Source organism: Buttiauxella izardii (genome assembly GCF_003601925.1).
GTDB classification, from domain to species: Bacteria; Pseudomonadota; Gammaproteobacteria; order Enterobacterales; family Enterobacteriaceae; genus Buttiauxella; species Buttiauxella izardii.
Genome location: NZ_QZWH01000037.1, coordinates 13,887 through 32,099 on the forward strand (window position 1 = coordinate 13,887; position 18,213 = coordinate 32,099).

Annotated in this window: 20 protein-coding genes and 1 tRNA gene; 11 read left to right on the top strand and 10 right to left on the bottom strand. The window is 49.2% G+C overall.

The window, feature by feature from the left end:
• The first annotated feature begins 190 nt into the window (after positions 1-190).
• The 3 genes from nac to ldtA all read left to right on the top strand — a co-directional run bounded on the left by nac (position 191) and on the right by ldtA (position 3,152).
• Complete coding sequence (gene nac, locus D6029_RS15785; RefSeq protein WP_034496396.1) at positions 191-1,108, top strand: nitrogen assimilation transcriptional regulator NAC; 918 nt, start codon at positions 191-193, stop codon at positions 1,106-1,108.
• A 105-nt stretch (positions 1,109-1,213) separates the two neighbouring features.
• On the top strand, positions 1,214-2,158 hold the full coding sequence (gene cbl / locus D6029_RS15790; RefSeq protein ID WP_120065637.1) for an HTH-type transcriptional regulator Cbl: 945 nt from the start codon (positions 1,214-1,216) through the stop codon (positions 2,156-2,158).
• A 61-nt stretch (positions 2,159-2,219) separates the two neighbouring features.
• Positions 2,220-3,152 carry a L,D-transpeptidase gene (ldtA, locus tag D6029_RS15795; RefSeq protein ID WP_147365241.1) on the top strand — a complete coding sequence of 311 codons (933 nt, stop codon included), beginning with the start codon at positions 2,220-2,222 and terminating at the stop codon, positions 3,150-3,152.
• Between the two features lie 80 nt (positions 3,153-3,232).
• Here the strand turns inward: ldtA and D6029_RS15800 are convergent.
• The 3 genes from D6029_RS15800 to ompC all read right to left on the bottom strand — a co-directional run bounded on the left by D6029_RS15800 (position 3,233) and on the right by ompC (position 5,686).
• Positions 3,233-3,308 (bottom strand) — tRNA-Asn (locus D6029_RS15800).
• Between the two features lie 100 nt (positions 3,309-3,408).
• Positions 3,409-4,206, bottom strand: a complete 798-nt coding sequence (mtfA, locus tag D6029_RS15805) for a DgsA anti-repressor MtfA (protein WP_120065639.1) — start codon at positions 4,204-4,206, stop codon at positions 3,409-3,411.
• Between the two features lie 334 nt (positions 4,207-4,540).
• A complete protein-coding gene (gene ompC, locus D6029_RS15810) occupies positions 4,541-5,686 on the bottom strand; it encodes a porin OmpC (protein ID WP_120065640.1) in 1,146 nt (381 codons plus the stop codon).
• A gap of 580 nt (positions 5,687-6,266) precedes the next feature.
• On the opposite strand from ompC, the gene drpB reads away from it, so the two are divergent.
• From drpB to D6029_RS15825, 3 genes are all read left to right on the top strand, one after another.
• Positions 6,267-6,503, top strand: coding sequence for a cell division protein DrpB (drpB, locus tag D6029_RS15815; protein ID WP_120065665.1), 237 nt, complete (start codon positions 6,267-6,269; stop codon positions 6,501-6,503).
• A gap of 104 nt (positions 6,504-6,607) precedes the next feature.
• The gene (locus tag D6029_RS15820; RefSeq protein ID WP_120065641.1) at positions 6,608-7,312 is read left to right on the top strand and encodes a phosphohydrolase; all 705 of its coding nucleotides are present in this window, start codon (positions 6,608-6,610) and stop codon (positions 7,310-7,312) included.
• Between the two features lie 98 nt (positions 7,313-7,410).
• The gene (locus D6029_RS15825; protein ID WP_120065666.1) at positions 7,411-8,820 is read left to right on the top strand and encodes a DNA cytosine methyltransferase; all 1,410 of its coding nucleotides are present in this window, start codon (positions 7,411-7,413) and stop codon (positions 8,818-8,820) included.
• A gap of 59 nt (positions 8,821-8,879) precedes the next feature.
• Here D6029_RS15825 and D6029_RS15830 read toward each other — a convergent pair whose 3' ends face one another.
• The gene (locus D6029_RS15830; protein WP_120065642.1) at positions 8,880-9,398 is read right to left on the bottom strand and encodes a hypothetical protein; all 519 of its coding nucleotides are present in this window, start codon (positions 9,396-9,398) and stop codon (positions 8,880-8,882) included.
• Between the two features lie 297 nt (positions 9,399-9,695).
• Between D6029_RS15830 and D6029_RS15835 the strand changes: the two genes are divergently transcribed.
• Positions 9,696-10,196 (top strand): very short patch repair endonuclease, encoded by a 501-nt coding sequence (locus D6029_RS15835; protein WP_120065643.1) that lies wholly within the window; start codon positions 9,696-9,698, stop codon positions 10,194-10,196.
• On the opposite strand, the gene yedA is transcribed toward D6029_RS15835, so the two are convergent.
• A complete protein-coding gene (gene yedA / locus D6029_RS15840) occupies positions 10,197-11,114 on the bottom strand; it encodes a drug/metabolite exporter YedA (protein WP_120065644.1) in 918 nt (305 codons plus the stop codon).
• A gap of 175 nt (positions 11,115-11,289) precedes the next feature.
• On the opposite strand from yedA, the gene D6029_RS15845 reads away from it, so the two are divergent.
• From D6029_RS15845 to dgcQ, 3 genes are all read left to right on the top strand, one after another.
• Complete coding sequence (locus D6029_RS15845; RefSeq protein ID WP_120065645.1) at positions 11,290-12,204, top strand: DUF808 domain-containing protein; 915 nt, start codon at positions 11,290-11,292, stop codon at positions 12,202-12,204.
• A gap of 91 nt (positions 12,205-12,295) precedes the next feature.
• A complete protein-coding gene (locus D6029_RS15850; protein ID WP_120065646.1) occupies positions 12,296-12,475 on the top strand; it encodes a YodC family protein in 180 nt (59 codons plus the stop codon).
• A 299-nt stretch (positions 12,476-12,774) separates the two neighbouring features.
• Positions 12,775-14,451: a cellulose biosynthesis regulator diguanylate cyclase DgcQ gene (gene dgcQ, locus D6029_RS15855; protein ID WP_167456018.1), complete on the top strand. Its 1,677-nt coding sequence runs from the start codon at positions 12,775-12,777 to the stop codon at positions 14,449-14,451.
• Positions 14,452-14,460: 9 nt separating this feature from the next.
• Here dgcQ and D6029_RS15860 read toward each other — a convergent pair whose 3' ends face one another.
• The gene (locus tag D6029_RS15860; RefSeq protein WP_120065647.1) at positions 14,461-15,276 is read right to left on the bottom strand and encodes a mannosyl-3-phosphoglycerate phosphatase-related protein; all 816 of its coding nucleotides are present in this window, start codon (positions 15,274-15,276) and stop codon (positions 14,461-14,463) included.
• Positions 15,277-15,704: 428 nt separating this feature from the next.
• On the bottom strand, positions 15,705-15,920 hold the full coding sequence (gene yodD, locus D6029_RS15865) for a YodD family peroxide/acid resistance protein (RefSeq protein ID WP_120065648.1): 216 nt from the start codon (positions 15,918-15,920) through the stop codon (positions 15,705-15,707).
• Positions 15,921-16,063: 143 nt separating this feature from the next.
• On the opposite strand from yodD, the gene dsrB reads away from it, so the two are divergent.
• Complete coding sequence (dsrB, locus tag D6029_RS15870; RefSeq protein ID WP_120065649.1) at positions 16,064-16,252, top strand: protein DsrB; 189 nt, start codon at positions 16,064-16,066, stop codon at positions 16,250-16,252.
• A gap of 61 nt (positions 16,253-16,313) precedes the next feature.
• On the opposite strand, the gene rcsA is transcribed toward dsrB, so the two are convergent.
• From rcsA to fliQ, 3 genes are all read right to left on the bottom strand, one after another.
• Positions 16,314-16,937 (bottom strand): transcriptional regulator RcsA, encoded by a 624-nt coding sequence (gene rcsA, locus D6029_RS15875; protein WP_034496363.1) that lies wholly within the window; start codon positions 16,935-16,937, stop codon positions 16,314-16,316.
• Between the two features lie 215 nt (positions 16,938-17,152).
• The gene (fliR, locus tag D6029_RS15880; RefSeq protein WP_120065650.1) at positions 17,153-17,938 is read right to left on the bottom strand and encodes a flagellar biosynthetic protein FliR; all 786 of its coding nucleotides are present in this window, start codon (positions 17,936-17,938) and stop codon (positions 17,153-17,155) included.
• A complete protein-coding gene (fliQ, locus tag D6029_RS15885; RefSeq protein WP_034458225.1) occupies positions 17,935-18,204 on the bottom strand; it encodes a flagellar biosynthesis protein FliQ in 270 nt (89 codons plus the stop codon). Before fliQ ends, fliR begins: the two co-directional genes overlap by 4 nt.
• Positions 18,205-18,213 lie beyond the last annotated feature (9 nt).

An 18,213-nucleotide genomic window follows, 5' to 3' on the forward strand; every position in this document is an offset into this window, starting at 1 on the left:
TCATACCTCTAATGGGGCATAAGCGAACCACTGTTTCAATCCCATTTTCCGTCGTATTAAATCACTTTCTCTTATTATCCAGCTTGTTAGCGTATCTGGTCGGATGTTTCTCAAAAGTGGCAAGCATATTGCAATTCCTAAAGAGACATCACTGCCGAGACTGGCGTTGGCATTCCGTGTAGGAGGCAAAATGAATTTAAGACGACTGAAGTACTTCGTGAAAATCGTCGATATTGGTAGCCTGACTCAGGCCGCAGAAGTGCTGCATATTGCGCAGCCGGCGCTGAGCCAACAAGTGGCTACCCTTGAAGGTGAAATGGATCAGCAACTGTTAATTCGCACCAAACGTGGCGTCACGCCAACAGAAGCAGGGAAAATCCTCTATACCCATGCGCGGACTATTCTGCGCCAGTGCGAGCAGGCTCAATTAGCTGTTTGCAACGTGGGCCAAACTTTAGGCGGCCAGGTTTCTATTGGACTTGCGCCTGGCACTGCGGCTTCATCCATCACCATGCCTCTATTACAGGCGGTACGTGCGGAATTACCCGACGTGCTGGTCTATCTGCATGAGAACAGTAGTTCTGTCCTGAATGACAAGCTGTTAAGCGGCCAGCTTGACATGGCGGTCTTGTATGACCGTTCTCCGACGGCGGGCATTACCAGCCAACCGTTACTGAAAGAGGAGTTGTTTCTGGTCGGCACCCGCGATTGTCCAGGTCAGACAGTCGATCTCGCTGCGGTGGCCGAAATGAACCTATTCCTGCCGCGTGACTACAGCGCCGTGCGTAAGCGCGTCGATGAAGCGTTTTCACTGCGCCGCCTGACGGCGAAAATTACCGGTGAGATTGATTCTATTTCGACACTGACGGCGGCCATTGCCAGCGGCATGGGCGTAACGGTGTTGCCAGAATCTGCGGCGCGATCGTTGGTGAGTTCGGCAAATGGCTGGATGGCGCGCATCACCAGCCCGTCGCTGAATTTACCGCTCTCGGTGAATTTGTCGGCACGCACGGCGTTATCGCCGCAAGCGCAGGCGGTAAAAGACATTTTAATGTCGCTGGTGGTTCGTCCGACTCAGGAAAGTCGCGAGCTGCTACTGGTCGGTTAATTGGCCTTATCGCTAAATCGAATAAGTTGCTGGTTTTTATTATTTGTTATATCCGGGTTGCCACTTTAACAATAGTGTAAAGAACGGTCATGCCCCGGGGGCAATGTGAACTTCCAGCAACTTAAAATTATCCGCGAGGCGGCACGGCGGGACTACAATCTCACCGAAGTCGCCAATATGCTTTTCACGTCGCAATCGGGCGTCAGCCGCCATATCCGCGAACTGGAAGAAGAACTCGGTATCGAGATTTTCATCCGTCGTGGCAAGCGCTTATTAGGCATGACGGAACCGGGCAAAGCACTGCTGGTCATTGCCGAACGCATCCTCAATGAAGCGAGTAACGTGCGGCGTCTGGCGGATGTGTTTACCAATGACGCCAGCGGCGTGCTCACCATTGCCACCACCCACACCCAGGCTCGTTACAGTCTGCCGTCGGTGATTAAATCTTTCAGAGCGCTATTCCCGGAAGTGCGCCTTGAGCTGATTCAAGGAACGCCGCAGGAAATAGAAACCCTGCTGCATAACGGTACGGCAGATATTGGTATCGCCAGTGAACGTCTGAGTACCGATCCTTTAATGGTCGCTTATCCGTGGTTTCGTTGGTATCACACCCTGCTGGTGCCGCGCGGCCATCCATTGATTCACTCTAATCCCCTGACGCTCGACGATATCAGCCGCTGGCCGATTATTACCTATCGCCAGGGGATTACCGGGCGTGCGCGTATCGATGAAGCATTCTCCCGACGGGGCTTAACGCCGGATATCGTCTTGAGCGCGCAGGATTCTGACGTGGTGAAAACGTATGTTGAGCTGGGGCTGGGCATCGGGCTGGTGGCGTTTCAGGCAAGTGGTGAAGAAGATGAATTGGTTCGCCTGGACACTCGACATTTATTCGATGCCAACACGGTGTGGCTCGGCCTGAAGCGCGGCCAGTTGCAGCGAAATTATGTCTGGCGTTTTATCGAGTTATGTAACCCGGAGCTTTCCGTTGCTGATATTAAGCGCCTGGCGTTAGAGCCAGAAGAGACGGCGCTGGATTATCAAATCTGACGAATGCTTAAGGGCGGGTTATATTTAACCTATCCACATCATGTCAGATAATAGGGAAATTATGATTCGTTTATCCTCGCTTGCTCTGGTGCTTGCGACCGTGACTCATAGCGCACTGGCGGTGACTTATATGCTTCCGCCGGAGGGAAGTCGCCTGGTCGGTGAACCTCTTACTGTTGCTGTTCCGCAAGGGAATACCCAGCCGCTGGAGTATTTTGCCGCGCAGTACGGGCAGGGGTTCAGCAATATGCTGGAAGCCAATCCTGGCGTTGATCCGTTCCTGCCAAAAGATGGGACTCAGTTGACCATTCCGCAGCAAATGATTCTGCCGGATACCGTACGCCAGGGCATCGTGATTAACGTCGCCGAAATGCGGCTTTACTATTACCCGAAAGATAGCAACACGGTGGAAATCTTACCGATTGGTATCGGCCAGGCCGGGCGTGAAACACCGCGTAATTGGGTGACAAAGGTAGAGCGTAAGCAGGAAGCGCCAGCCTGGACGCCAACAGCCAATACCCGACGCGAGTACGCCAAAGAGGGTAAAACGCTGCCAGCATTTGTGCCGCCGGGCGAAGATAACCCGATGGGTCTGTACGCGATTTACATCGGCAAGCTGTACGCTATTCACGGCACCAACGCCAACTTTGGTATCGGCCTGCGCGTCAGCCAGGGTTGTATCCGTCTGCGTAAAGACGACATTAAATATCTTTTCGATAACGTGCCGGTGGGAACGCGTGTGCAGTTGATCGACCAACCGGTGAAAACAACCGTCGAGCCAGACGGACGCCGTTGGCTGGAAGTGCACGAACCGCTGTCTCGCAACCGCGCGGAGTTTGAATCTGACAAGAAAGTCCCACTGCCAATGACCACGACACTGCGTGAAATGACCCAGGGCACTGGCGTGGATGCCATCGTGGTCAGCGAAGCACTGACCCGTCGTTCAGGGATGCCGGTGCAGATTAGTAGTGAATCCGGGAGTGTGGGGCTATAAAGAAATTTATTTGAAATAAAAAATATTGGAAATAACAAAACAAAAAGCCCGCTTAGTTTCCTAAGCGGGCTTCTTAAATTTGGCTCCTCTGACTGGACTCGAACCAGTGACATACGGATTAACAGTCCGCCGTTCTACCGACTGAACTACAGAGGAATCGTTTGAACGAGGGAAATAGTAACGTCACGTTCAAAAAGAGTCAACGACAAAAATAACGCGTTGATTCAAATGATTAAATTAAATCCAGATTGTCGAATTAATGCACCGTATTTCCATTGGATGCCGCTGTGTTTTCACTCTCACGCAAGCGTAACAATGGATTTTGCTCATAAAACTGGCAAAACCGTTGATAAAGTGAAGGGAAGCGCGGTGCGAATAGCTCGGGAGCACTGAAAAAATACTCAGATAACACGGCAAAACACTCCGCCGGTTCAGAAGCAGCGTAGGCATCAATGCTGGCAGCGTTTTCGCCGACCATATCAATTTCGTCCTGAATGTTGCTCATTGCCGCATGCAGATCGTGTTCCCAGCCTGCGACTTCACGTAGCGCAATCAACGGAATGCCGCTGGCGCGGTCGCCATTACGCATATCCAGTTTATGCGCCACTTCATGGAACACCAGATTAAACCCGGAGGCGTCAAAAGAGTCCTGCACATCCAGCCAGTTCAGGATAATCGGGCCTTGTTGCCAACTTTGCCCGGATTGCACAACGCGTTGGTTATGCACCAGGCCAATGTCATCTTCCCATTCATCGTCCACCACAAATGGGGCAGGGTAGAGGAGGATTTCGTGAAAACCGTCCAGCCACTCGAGGCCTAATTCAAGAACAGGCAGGCAAAACAGCAACGCGATACGCGCACTTTTCAGCTCATCAAGTTCAAAGCCCTGTAGGGGCACCAGACGTTTTTGCTGTAAAAAACGATCGGCAAGACGAACCAGCTTTTCTTGTTCGGCTGGGGTGAGCGTTGCCAGAACTGGAATGGCTAAAGCCTGCTCCCACGGCAACGCCGTGACAGCGGATGAATCACTAGATTTCCAGGGCCACTTAATCATGTTACTCGCTCGCAAAGTCATCTCTTGAACGGAAAACTACTATACCGTGACTGTGAAAAAGCCGCATTAATGCGACACAAGGCAGCGACCAGAACAGGACCGCCTGAGAACGCGATTAGCACGCCTTCTCCATGACATTATTCAACCACTTACCGCTTTTTCATTCAACGACGGGAGTCACAGGTTGGGCGCGTGAAGCGTAAATTATTTCTGTTGGGAATGATTTGAAGGGAAATATAGTTATTAGTGATGGGAAAAATGAGTTTTTGTGTGAGTCAGAAACAACAAAGCCCGCTTGCGCGGGCCATGAATTAACAAGCAACCATTTTCGAGATTAGAACTGGTAGATCATGCCAATGCCAACAACGTCATCGGTAGAGATACCCGCTGAGGTGTAGAAGTCATCATCACCATCCAGCAGGTTGATTTTGTAATCAACATAGGTGGAGAAGTTTTTGTTGAAGTAGTAGTTCGCACCAACAGAAACGTATTTAACCAGGTCTTTATCATCCCAGTCGCTGCTGTTAGAAACATCAGCCATCAAATCCTTACCTTTAGATTGCAGGTAAGAAATTTCTGGCCGCAGGCCGAAGTCGAACTGGTATTGCGCAGTCACTTCAAAGTTCTGGGTTTTATTAGCAATACCAAAATCGCCGAATGGAGTCATGTTGCGGGTTTCAGCATACATCGCCGCCACATAAATATCGTTGGTGTCATACTTCATACCGAAAGTCCACACATCGGCCTTTTCACCGCCAGCGAGAGTAGTTGATTCTTGCTCGTTTGTACGGTCAGAAGAGGCGTATGCAGCACCAGCACTGAAGCCCATGCCGAAATCATAAACGGTAGAAAGACCCCAGCCATCGCCATTCTGGAAACGAACGTCACGACCATTGTTGGTGCCTTCTTGATCTTCATTGGCGTTAGAACCTTCGTTAGCGCCCTGATACTGAACAGCAAAGCTCAAGCCATCAACCTGACCGAAGAAGTCGTTGTTACGATAAGTGGCAACACCGTTCGCACGCCCCGTCATGAAGTTATCGGTCCAGGTGTAGGAGTCGCCACCGAACACTGGCAGCATATCTGTCCAGGCTTCAATGTCGTAAACCACGCCGTAGTTACGGCCATAATCAAATGAACCGTAGTCGCCGTATTTCAAGCCAGCGAAAGCCAGACGCGTAAACGCTGAATTTGCGCTACTGGATGATTTTGAGCTGTCTTCGATGTTGTTGGCCATCATTTTGTATTCCCACTGACCATAACCTGTCAGTTCGGAATTAATCTGGGTTTCGCCTTTAAAGCCAATCTGAGTGTAAGTCGCGTCACCATCATCCCCTACGTTGTCAGAGAAAGTATGACGAGCATCGACCTTGCCGTACAAATCGACTTTATTACCGTCTTTGTTATAAATTTCTGCTGCGTTTGCCGCGCCGATAACCAATAAAGCTGGGATCACTAATGCCAGTGCTGTTCTTTTCATTTATCTATTCCTTTAAATCATAATTATTATGAGTGATGGGTTATTTAATGCCCTCAATAACCGCAATAATCTTATTACAGGTAGTTCAATTTATTTATAATTAAACATGTAACTGTGTTATTTGAAATAAGACAAAGTGTTTCAGTGTGATCTGATATTATGTGATTGATTTTTATATATAAAAATTATTTTTAAGACGTTTCTGATGCTTTGCGTGTATGTGTTAACTTAAAAGAATACAAATATGTAATTTATTTAATGACGGGGCTTTGTTTCTATTTGCAGTTTATTTTATCTGTCATTTTGATTTGGTGTTTTATATTTAAGTGACACTATATAGTTTATTTACTGAATATTAAATTTTCAATTAACAAAAAAGGAGAGTAATTCCAGATGTATCGTTTTTGTTAACTTCATGATAATCAACATTATATGTTACATTTTTTAAGAGGAATCTTAATTAAAAAGGAGAGGGTTGGGCTGTCAGAAAGCGTGAAAAATGTGATAAAAATCACGGTCAGGAGATGGGGTTCCATCACAGTACAAAAGCTAAACAATTGGGAGAGTTATGTCAGAGGTTATGGATGCGAAACCGACCCGTACGCCGGGCGGAAAGTTGGCACTGTGGTTGTTCTATGGATTTTGCCTGTACACGGTTTGGTCAGTATTGAAGTATTTCTGGGTGATCAGCAATGTCACCGACGGCGATATGGGCTCGCTGGGTGGAAAACTGCTTGGTGCATTAATGGGGCTTTTGGTTCTGGGTTCCGTCGCTGCATTGTTAGGCGGGCTAGCCTGGTATACGCGGGCCCGGTAGTTAAAATCGTGCCAACGTGGGTTGTTATCGGGACTGAACTTGCTAATTTTGTGATCCTGTACTCATATTAAGTACCGGGTCCAGCTACGAAGTAAGGAGTACGTATGCCGATAGCCCACTGGCAAGCGCGTTTTGAAGAGTATTTGCAACATAACTGGTTGCAGGACGATAAAGCCCATGATGTGGCTCATTTTCGTCGTGTGTGGAAAACCTCTCAACACATCCTGGAAACAACAGAAGCAGATCGATTAGTCGTATTAACCGCCTGCTATTTCCATGACATCGTTAATTTGCCGAAGAACCACCCGGAGCGGCACCTTGCTTCTACCCAGGCCGCGCAAGAGACATTGCGTATTCTGGATAGTCATTTCCCTGATTTTCCTCACTCATTATATGATGCCGTCGCTCATGCGGTGCGTGCGCATAGTTTCAGCGCCGGAATTGCTCCTCAAACCCTCGAAGCGAAAATCGTGCAGGACGCAGATCGCCTTGAGTCGTTAGGGGCTATTGGCCTGGCGCGCGTTTTCTATACTTCTGGCGCACTGGGGCGACCGCTGTTTGATAGCGAAGATCCGCTGGCTCATGGGCGTGAACTCGACGACGCCACTTATGCACTCGATCATTTCCAGAAAAAACTCCTGAAACTGCCAGATACCATGCAAACAGAAGCGGGGCGTGTGTTGGCTCGTTATAACGCAGATTTTTTAGTGAACTACATGGCGAAGTTGTGTGCTGAACTGAAAGGTGATTACTGCGGTATGGAACAGGAAGTCATCCAACAATTTTCGTCTAAGAAAACTTCTTCTTAAAGATAAAGGGATGCCCGCAACGCTTGCGGGCAGAACGCATTCTATCTGGGTCAAATCAGTGATAGAGTGACACTCTCTTTTCCCGAAAATGGTTCATGATGAACGACTTCGACGCGATTGCCGAACAACTCTCACAACAATCTCTGCGCCAGCAACAACTGCAACTAGAAGAAGACTCTGCGTTAGTGTCCCGCATTCTGGAAATCTATGACCAAAAAACCGTGGCGCATCATTTGCGTCAGGTTAGCGGTGACTGGACGCGTGAATCACTCAACCGTTGGGTTAACCGCAAATCATCCCCGCGCACGCTGACAGCAGCTGAAAATGAAATGCTGCAAAATATGCTGCCGCCACCGCCTGCGCACCACGGGAAATACGCATTCAAATTCGTTGATTTATTTGCCGGAATTGGCGGCATTCGTAGCGGGTTTGAAGCGATTGGTGGGCAATGTGTGTTTACCAGCGAGTGGAACAAACACGCGGTGCGCACCTATAAAGCCAACTGGTATTGCAACCCGGAAAGCCATCAGTTCAACCAGGATATCCGGGATGTCACGCTCAGCCATCGTGACGACGTGAGTGATGAAGAGGCGACGGCGAATATTCAGTCTGTTATGCCGGATCATGATGTCCTGCTGGCGGGTTTCCCGTGCCAGCCATTTTCCCTGGCGGGTGTATCAAAGAAAAATGCTTTAGGCCGCGCGCATGGTTTTGCCTGCGAAACACAAGGCACGCTGTTTTTCGATGTTGCTCGCATTATTGATGCAAAACGCCCGGCCATTTTTGTGCTGGAAAACGTGAAGAATTTAAAGAGCCACGACAAAGGCAACACCTTCCGCATCATCATGGAAACGCTGGACAGCCTGGGTTATGAAGTCGCGGATGCCGCCATTATGGGCGCGGGCGACCCAAAAATTATCGACGGTAAAAACTTCCTGCCGCAGCACCGCGAACGCATCGTGCTGGTGGGGTTCCGCCGTGACCTGAATCTGCATAAAGATTTCACCCTCACTCAGCTTAGCGAACTGTATCCGCAACGCCGCCCGACATTTGGCGAATTGCTGGAGCCGACGGTGGATGCGAAATACATTCTGACGCCAACGCTCTGGAAATACCTTTATAACTACGCCAAAAAACACCAGGCGAAAGGGAATGGTTTTGGCTACGGTCTGGTTGATCCTAAAAATCCGGCCAGTGTCGCTCGCACATTATCGGCACGCTATTACAAAGACGGCGCTGAAATTCTCATCGATCGCGGTTGGGATAAATCACTCGGTGAGGAAGACTTTGATCATGCCGATAACCAGATGCGTCGCCCGCGCCGTTTAACGCCACGCGAATGCGCACGCTTAATGGGTTTTGAAGCGGTGCAGGGGAATTCTTTCCGTATTCCAGTTTCCGATACGCAGGCTTATCGGCAGTTTGGTAATTCGGTGGTGGTGCCGGCATTTGCAGCGGTGGCCAAATTACTGGAGCCGAGAATTAAACTCGCCGCTAAAAAGCGTTAACACATTCTCTGAGTAATTAATGGGGCGGGTAGCGATAATGCCTACCCGACCCATTAAACTCAATTTCCGCGTTTTAAACTCTTTTTCTCAATGCTGATGCCATAACGCGCAGTCAAAATACCGGTCTGAAATTCCATCGTTTTAATTTGCGCGTAAGCGTCTTCATCGTCTTTCGCGTCCATGTCCAATAATTGTGCACTTAGTGCTTTCACTAACTGGTCGCTATTACCTTTGCGCTCATAGTCCGCACCTTCCAGGCAGGAGATGGTGCCCAGTCGATCAAATAGCTGCAAATCTTCAGACAGAAAGGCCGTTTCGGTGACTTTCGTTCCGGTCATATGTGACCAATGGCGGAGGATTTCGCCCCGGAACTGCTTCGGCGCAAGGGTTCTACAACTCTCAACCACGTCAGAACCGAGACTGGAGGTCTGCAAAGCCGTCACAGATTCGCCCTTTGAAACCGCTTTCCAGCTCGAGACGTAATCCTGGGTGATATTATTTTCAGCTTTTACGGCGTAACTATTGAATATTCCACTCAGCAGTAATGCTGGAATAAATAACGTTTGATATTTTTTCATTTTTTTTCTTAAACAGGCATCAATGGTGAAGGTGTTTTTACATGTTCACAAATTAATATCATTGATGTTAACAATTGAAATTTATCTGCTGCATAATAAGACTTTCTGAATATAGAGTGCCATTTTACATTCGCTGAGAAAAGTTGAAATTATTTTAGCGGCCAATGCGCAATGGCTAGCTAATAAGGCATTGCTAGTTGATACAGCATGTTAGATGAAACTGGTGTTTTGACTAATAGCCAAAAAAATACATAATTAGTTTTCCTGCGGCTGATCGATATTATTTGGATGGAACTTATGGTCGATGTACACAGTAAGGCGGTTCGCAGCAAAAATATGCGGGCGATTGCGACGCGTGACACGGCTATTGAAAAACGCCTCTCAGGATTATTAACCGAGTGCGGATTTGCTTTTCGCGTTCAGGATGCGACCCTTGCAGGCCGCCCCGATTTTGTCATTGATGAACAGCGCTGCGTTATCTTTGCGCACGGCTGTTTCTGGCATCACCATCACTGCTATTTATTCAAAGTTCCCGCGACACGAACCGAGTTCTGGCTCGAGAAAATCGGCAAAAATGTGCAGCGCGACCAGCGCGATATTCAGCGTTTATTAAGCGAAGGCTGGCGAGTATTGCTGGTCTGGGAATGCGCATTGCGCGGGCGTGAAAAACTCAGTGATAACGCCTTGAGCGAGCGGTTAGAAGAATGGGTTTTCAGCGGCGGAAACTATGCTCAGATTGATACTCAAGGGATACATGCGATAAACGAAAACGGGTGGCAAACGCCACCCGAAAGTTGATTATTTCTCAACCTCACACACGGTCACTACCGGCTTTGGGGGAAGCAGATATTTCCCCAGCGTCACCAGCACCACGGCAAAGATAATCACGCCGAGCGCCAGCCATTCCACTGGCGATAAACTCTCTCCGGCAAATCCGGTTCCCAGTAAAACCGCCACCACCGGGTTAACGTAGGCGTAGCTGGTGGCTACCGCTGGCGCGACGTTGCGAATCAGGTACATATACGCGCTAATGGCAATAATCGAGCCGAATAATGAAAGATACGCCACCGCCATAAAGCCCGCAGGAGTTGGCATGGCGGTTAAACGCTCGCCGGTTAGCGCAGACGCGGCCAGCAGCACAATACCCGCCGCCAGCATTTCTACGGCACCCGCCATCAAACCGGTCGGCAATTCAATGCGCGAACCGTAAACCGAACCAAACGCCCAGCTTAGCGAACCAATCAGAATTAACAGCGCGCCCCATGGATTGCCGCTCAGGTTCCCGCCACTGTTGAGCAGCACGATGCCGCCGAGGCCAATGGCGATACCTAACCATTCCAGTTTACGGGTTTGAATGCCGAACAAACGGCTGAAGCACAATGTGAAAAGGGGAACGGTGGCGACCATCACCGCTGCAATGCCGGACGGCACATGTTGGTGTTCTGCGACAGTCACAAAACCGTTGCCGACTGCCAGCAACAACACGCCGATCAATGCGGCATTCAGCATCGGGCGCATCGCGGGTAATTTATGTCCGCGTAATAACAAAACGCTCATCAACAACACACCGGCGACCATAAATCGCACACCAGCCATCATAAATGGCGGCCAGCTTTTCACGCCGATGGCGATGGCAAAATAAGTAGAACCCCAGATGATATATAACGCAAAAAGTGCAGCAACCAGCGGCAACAATTGACCCGAACGAACGCGCATACTTCCTCACGACAAATTAGCGATAAGACTAATAGTTAACGTCAAAAGTATCTTTCTTGCGAGGTTTTTACTTGTTTAAAAAATGTTAATTTTTGTTGACACGCGACTTCGTTTTTCCACAACTGACTTTTGTTCCATACTGTTAGGCAGACAAACAAAAAAGGATGTTCATTAAATGGCTGGAAGTAGCTTATTAACGTTGCTGGATGATATCGCGACTTTACTTGACGATATTTCGATGATGGGGAAACTGGCGGCCAAGAAAACCGCCGGGGTGTTGGGGGATGATTTATCGCTAAACGCGCAACAAGTTTCAGGTGTGAGGGCCAACCGGGAGCTTCCCGTGGTCTGGCAAGTCGCCAAAGGATCGTTCCTTAATAAACTGATCCTCGTGCCGCTGGCCCTGATTATCAGCGCGTTCGCACCGTGGGCTATCACGCCTTTATTGATGATTGGTGGTGCGTTCCTTTGCTATGAAGGCGTTGAAAAAGTCATGCATAGCCTGCATGCGCGTAAACACAAAGAAACCCCGGAAGAACGCCAACAGCGGCTGGATGACATCGCGGCTCAGGATCCGAAGGTTTATGAAAAGGACAAAGTCAAAGGGGCGATTCGTACCGACTTTATTCTTTCAGCGGAAATCATTGCCATCACCTTGGGTATCGTGGCCGACGCGCCGCTGCTTAACCAGGTGCTGGTGTTGTCCGGCATTGCGATTGTGGTCACCGTCGGCGTGTATGGCATCGTGGGGATTATCGTCAAACTCGACGACCTGGGTTTCTGGCTGGTGGAGAAAACCTCTGTAATCGCTCGTGGGATTGGCAAAGGGTTATTAGTGCTCGCGCCGTGGCTGATGAAGTTCCTGTCCGTGGTGGGCACGCTGGCGATGTTCTTAGTGGGCGGCGGCATTCTGGTTCACGGTGTTCCGCTACTGCATCACGCCATTGAAAACTGGACCCAGAAAATGGGCGGTGTGGTGCATTTACTGGGGCCAACCGTTGCTAACCTGGTGATTGGTTTTATCATCGGCGCGATTGTGCTGGCAGTGGTAAATGGTATTGGTCGTCTGCGCGGCAGCACAGTTCACTAACAATTTGCGTAAATTTGCCCGTTTAGCCAGGCAAAACCCCAGGTCATTGTCTATAACTGTAGAAGTTTTCACCCTGATACAGGAGGCGGTTATGGTCTTTGTGGTCAGCGATGAAGTCCAACCTAAGAATGGTGGCCCAAGGATGATTGTTACCGGGTTTTCCAGCGGTATGGTGGAGTGTCGTTGGTATGATGGATTTGGTGTCAAGCGCGAGGCCTTCCGAGAGGATGACCTTGCCCCACTGGCAACAGCGGGAGGCGCGCAAGGCTAACCAGCCAAGGCTAACCAGCATAGTGTCGATAAACGGGTTTTGTCAGATGACGCTGGCGCTTATCCGACCTACGGTGGGGGTTATCACCGATCTCAATGCCCGGTCAGTGACCGGGCGTTTTATTTTCAGAAGCGGGTGCATTTTGAGAGTAATATAATTGCCATGAATATATTTACCCTTAGCGATAATCCTGAGTGTTAATGTATCATTTTGGATAGCATAACCGTCCATGTCGGCTAAAGCATGGATTGGGCTGGGTAAATGGATTTTGGGCGATAGCGGTTTCAGGGAGTGTGTCAGTGTTTGGCAATGCAATTCAACGCGTGATAAGCCGCTTTAAAAATCCGCAAAAGGTCGTTAACCTTTGTTTTATTGTGGTATTTCTGTTTTCCACGGTACTCACCTGGCGCGAAGCCGTGGTGCTTGAAGGGGCCTATGTCTCCAGTCAGCGTAACAGCCTGGATAATGTTGCCACGTTGTTAGACCGGCAACTTCAGCACAATATCGACAATCTGCTTTTTTATCGCAACAGCATGCTTTACGCGCTGCAATCGCCCATTTCTACGGATAAAACACGCAAAACACTCGCCGATTTTGATGCGTTACGCACACAACCGTACTGGCAATTGCGTCTCGATTTAAACCGCAGCCTGCCGATGAACGGTGTCTCCGATGAATTTGTGAATAACAGTCCATTGCTTGATCGTGACGAGCAGACGATTCACACGGAATTAAGCTCGGCTCTTGAACTGAGCTACATCATGCGTTTGTCTCACCAGACGCAAACACTGCCACGGCGCATGTTCTATGCTTCGCGCAGTGGATTTTTCCTCACCAGCACGCCGCCGCCGAACGATCCGCAAATCGTCGCGTTGTATTATCGCCTGGTCGCGCAGCCGTATTTTTCCTCGCAATCCCCGGCAAACAACCCAGATCGCGCGTTGAAATGGACACACACATTTAACCCTGAATCGACCACCGGGCAGATTATCACGGCGGCGATTCCGCTCGATTACAATGGCCGTTGGTATGGCGTTCTGGCCCTCGATTACCCGATTGATTCGCTCCATACCTTTCTACAACAGGCCCACAATGAAGATCATGAAGGCACTGTTCTGTTGTATGACAACGAGCTAAATCCAATCGCTACTTCCGCACAAAGCTTGCCACTACACCCCATGTTTACCGCGCCACAATTGGCACAAATCGCCAGCGCGGTGACGGCGGCAAAAGCGGGTGACGAAGGGGAGTTGCGCATGGACAGCCGTTTTATCACCTGGGCGAAGCTTAACAATTACGATGGTTTGCTAATCAAAGTTCACACCCTGGAAGAGGGCGTTCAGGGCGAGTTTGGCCGCATCAGTATCGTGCTGAGTGTTCTGTGGATGCTGTCGACTCTCATGTTGTTCGCATCATGGGTCGTGATCCGCCGCCTGGTCAACAACATGTTTAGCCTGCAACAAACCCTTACCTGGCGGGCAAATTACGACACCTTAACGCGCTTATATAACCGTGGGGCATTCTTCGAGCTGGCTCGCAAACTGTCGCAAGAATGTAAACAACAGGCGCAGCCGTTCTCGGTTATTCAGATGGATCTCGATCTGTTCAAAAGCATCAATGACAAATACGGACACAGCAGCGGCGATAAAGTTCTGGCGCATGCAGCAGCCATGCTGAGCGATGCGTTCCGTCAAGGGGATGTAGCCGGGCGGGTGGGCGGTGAAGAGTTCTGCATCGTGTTGCCTGATACCTCACTTGAAGAGGCGACAAAAGTCGCCGAGCGCATCAGAGTGCGGATTAACAGCAAAGAGTTACTGTTAAAACAAGGGACGACCGTGAGGATCAGCGCGTCATTTGGTGTCAGCAGCGCATTTGAATTTGATGATTACGATTTTGAGCGCCTGCAATCGCACGCTGACCATCGCTTGTATAAAGCCAAGCAAGAAGGGCGTAATCGGGTCTGTCATACCGATTAAGCCCCGGTTTTATTTCGTAGTAATAAAATGGTCGAGGCCCTCTTTCCAGCCTTCAGGGCCATAATTCTGGCTACGGTAAACACGCTGCGGATTGTCTTTTTGCAGCGTCACTGCCTGGCGACTGTAGCCTTTCACAATCACCGCGTAATCGACGCTATCGAGCAGCAAGGCATCGCTTGGGCTGTCGCCAAGGCCGATAGTGATGCGCGGCTTTCCTTCGCGTTGTCGGAATTGTTGTTGCAGCCAATGCACCGCCTTATCTTTGCCCGCCTGCATATCCAGCACATGCCAAAAACGCCCGCCCTGTAGCAGCATTAAACCCAGCGCCGCAAGTTGGTCGCTAAATGCGGCCATCATTTCTTCGCTATCGCGCCAGATTAACGTTTCGGAGGCTTCACTGAGTTTCGCCAGGCTCGCCTGTTTGCGCGTCAGCCCGGTTAGTTCGCTAAGCGTGTTTTCGTCGACATCGGCAAAGCAGGTAAATTTGAAGCCATATTTCTGGCGCAGTTTATCCAGCACAGAAAGCAGTTCTTCGTGGCTAATGCCGGTGAGCAGGCGAGGGTAGTCATCGCTGTCGCTCCAACTGGCGTCGAGTTGGATAACTGCCCCGTTCTCAGCAATAAACGCCTGACCGGTTAAAGAAAGTTCGTCCTGCCAGGCCATAATCTCAGCGGCACTTTTGGTGCTGCATAAAATTAACGGGATGTCGTGTTGGCGCAAAACACGGATCCATTCGCTTGCCGCTTCCCAACGATAGGAGTGATGCTCCAGCAATGTTCCATCAAGATCAGAAACGATTAATAACGGATCGTGCAAATGCGGCATGGCGCTTCTCCTAAAGTTCAAAAATTAAGATCTCCGTGACCAGGAATACTCTCAATTAAATAGCAACTTAATCATTTATGGGTATGGGAACATTCCCTGAAAAGCCGCGTACGCTAAGGCATAGCGGCGATTTTTACACAAAGCATATTCAAAATATTAAAATTCATATGCTGAATATTTAATGGTTTTGAAATAAATCTGATGTATGGTGAACGCACATCAGATTTCCTGGTGTAACGAATTTTTCAAGTGCTTCTTGCGAACGCAAGTTTGATCCCGGCATTAATACTGCCGGGATTCTTTTACCCTTCATACTTCGAGCTGCAGGTGCGTTAGCTGCACTCAGTCACCCGAATCACTTACTTAAGTAAGCTCATCGGGATTCCTTCACTTGCCGCCTTCCTGCAACTCGAATTATTTCGGGTACTCTAGCGATTCACTTCATTGACACTAAAATCATGGATATCCAACTCGAAGGCTTCCGCCAGTTCGGAGTAGGTGTGCCATGTGCGTCCATCTATGCTGGCCCGCTGCGGGTCGTCGCCTGAACGTGTCACTTCGCTTTCACTTATCTCATTGATGGCCGCAAGAAGCGCATCAACGTCAATACGCGTGCTTTCATTGAGATCTTTCGCGGTCTTCATGCCGTAGTCCTCCGGGGAGTACCGATTGCCAGTCCCGCTATCAAGTATAGTCGTTTAACAAAATGCTCAAGGCGATGCATCATGCGATGCGAATGAGTCGTTTTTGATCTACACTGGCACAAAGCAACCGGAGGACTTTTGTTATGAATATCAACGATCGCGTCACAGTAAAAACCGATGGTGGTCCGCGTCGGCCAGGCGTGGTGTTAGCCGTCGAGCAATTTAGCGAAGGGACGATGTACCTGGTGTCGCTTGAGGAATATCCGTTGGGGATCTGGTTCTTTAATGAATCAGGACACCCGGACGGTATTTTTGTAGAAAAGACGGCCTGATTGCACTCCCTCACTCTGCGCCTGAGTTGGCGCGGGTGAGGGGGAGATTCAAATCGAATGCTTAGCGTAAGTTCACAAAAATCCCATTAGTGACATTATCCGTCAGACGCACCACGTGATAAATCACCTGTTTATTATGCGTCTTTATCTTTCGCTTTATATTTCCTTTATGCGATGATACCGTTTTGGCCTTGATATTCATCTGGTCAGATATTTGAATCGTGCCCTGACCGGACATCCACATTTTCAACATACTCGACTCAGTACGGCTTAATGATAACGTGGGTAAATTAATATGGCCGATGCAGTGCGCATTTTTTGCTAAATATTCTGAGAGTATTTCGTCTAATGATTCTGGTTTTATAGATTTAGAACTGATCAGTAAATTGCTGCGTACTAAAAGATATTCATCGAAATGAATATTGGCGATGGCCATGAAGACCAGAAATAAAGTGCTGGGATGCTGATTAATGATCTGCTTAATTCTCTCGCTGCTCTGAGCATCATGAATAAAACAGTCTTCATTAATAAACACCACATTAGGCGTCTGGGACTCGCACGCAAGCGCCAGCTCGTCTATCGTTTCGACGTTGGTCATCTGTCGTTTTCGGATGCCACGGCTGGTTAAATATCCCGTTAATCCCAGCCGGGTATAACTGCATAAATCCATAATGATCGTTGACATAACATCCCCCCCTTTTTACCCGCGAAGTATTTTTAGGCATAACAACTATCCAGTAAAGTTATGTATAATTTGCTAAGAAACTTCTCAAAGTAAAGTGAATGTTAGATTATGTGAGATAAGTAAATGCATATAAGCCGCGCCGGATATATCCTGGTGGATGTCGCACAACAAAGCTTTTAGGAATATCCTCAATAAGCGGCACAAACTGTATGGGATTAATTCGCGGGAATTTCACTCACAATATCGGCGAGTAAATTAAATACCTCACTAAATAAGTGTTCGGTGAAAGGAGCCATTAAAGGAATTAACGCCGTCATCACCAACATTCCGACGGCGAGCGTCAGCGGGAAACCAATCACGAATACCGAAAGCTGCGGAGACATACGGTTGAGCAAACCCAGCGCAATGTTGAGCGTCAGCAACAAAGTAATCAGCGGTAACGCCAGCATTAATCCATTGAGGAAGATCAACCCGCCCGCACGCGTCAGCGCCATAAACGCATTGCTGTTGATCGGATCACCGCCGATGGGCAGCGTGTGAAAAGTATCGACCAGCATCGAAATCAGCCATAAATGACCGTTAAACACCAGAAACAACAGCATCGCCAGCATATCCATAAAGCGGGCGAGGACGGGCATGTTCAGGCGGCTGCCGGGGTCGAAGAAGGTGGCGAAAGACAGCCCCATTTGCAGGCCGATAATTTCGCCTGCGGTACGCACGGCGGCAAAAGCAAACTGCATGGTGAAGCCTAGCGCGATACCAATCAGGATTTGCTGCGCGGCAAGCCAGAAGCCCGCAGCGGAGAAAATCGTCACATCGGTTGCGGGGAGCGTGGGGGCCACAAGCCAGGTAATCATCAGCGCGAGGCCAACTTTCACCTTTTTGGAAATCGCCCGTTCGCTCAGAATCGGGGCGGTGGAAATTAAAGCCAGAATACGAATAAAGGGCCAGAAACCCATACTCAATAAAGTGAGCCACTGGCTACTATCAATATGAATCATCCAATGTTCATCGGAATATTCGTCAGCAGTGTGCGCATATAATCCAGCAGCAGATTCAGCATCCACGGCCCTGCAACGATAATAGTGACAAACACCGCCAGAATTTTGGGAATAAACGACAGCGTCATTTCGTTTATCTGCGTCGCGGCCTGCAACATACTGATCACAAGCCCGGTAACCAACGCCACCATCAACAGCGGGGCGGCGAGCGCCAAAGCCACTTTCATGGCTTCGGTGCCCATCATCATGACCGACTCAGGAGTCATCGTTTTCCC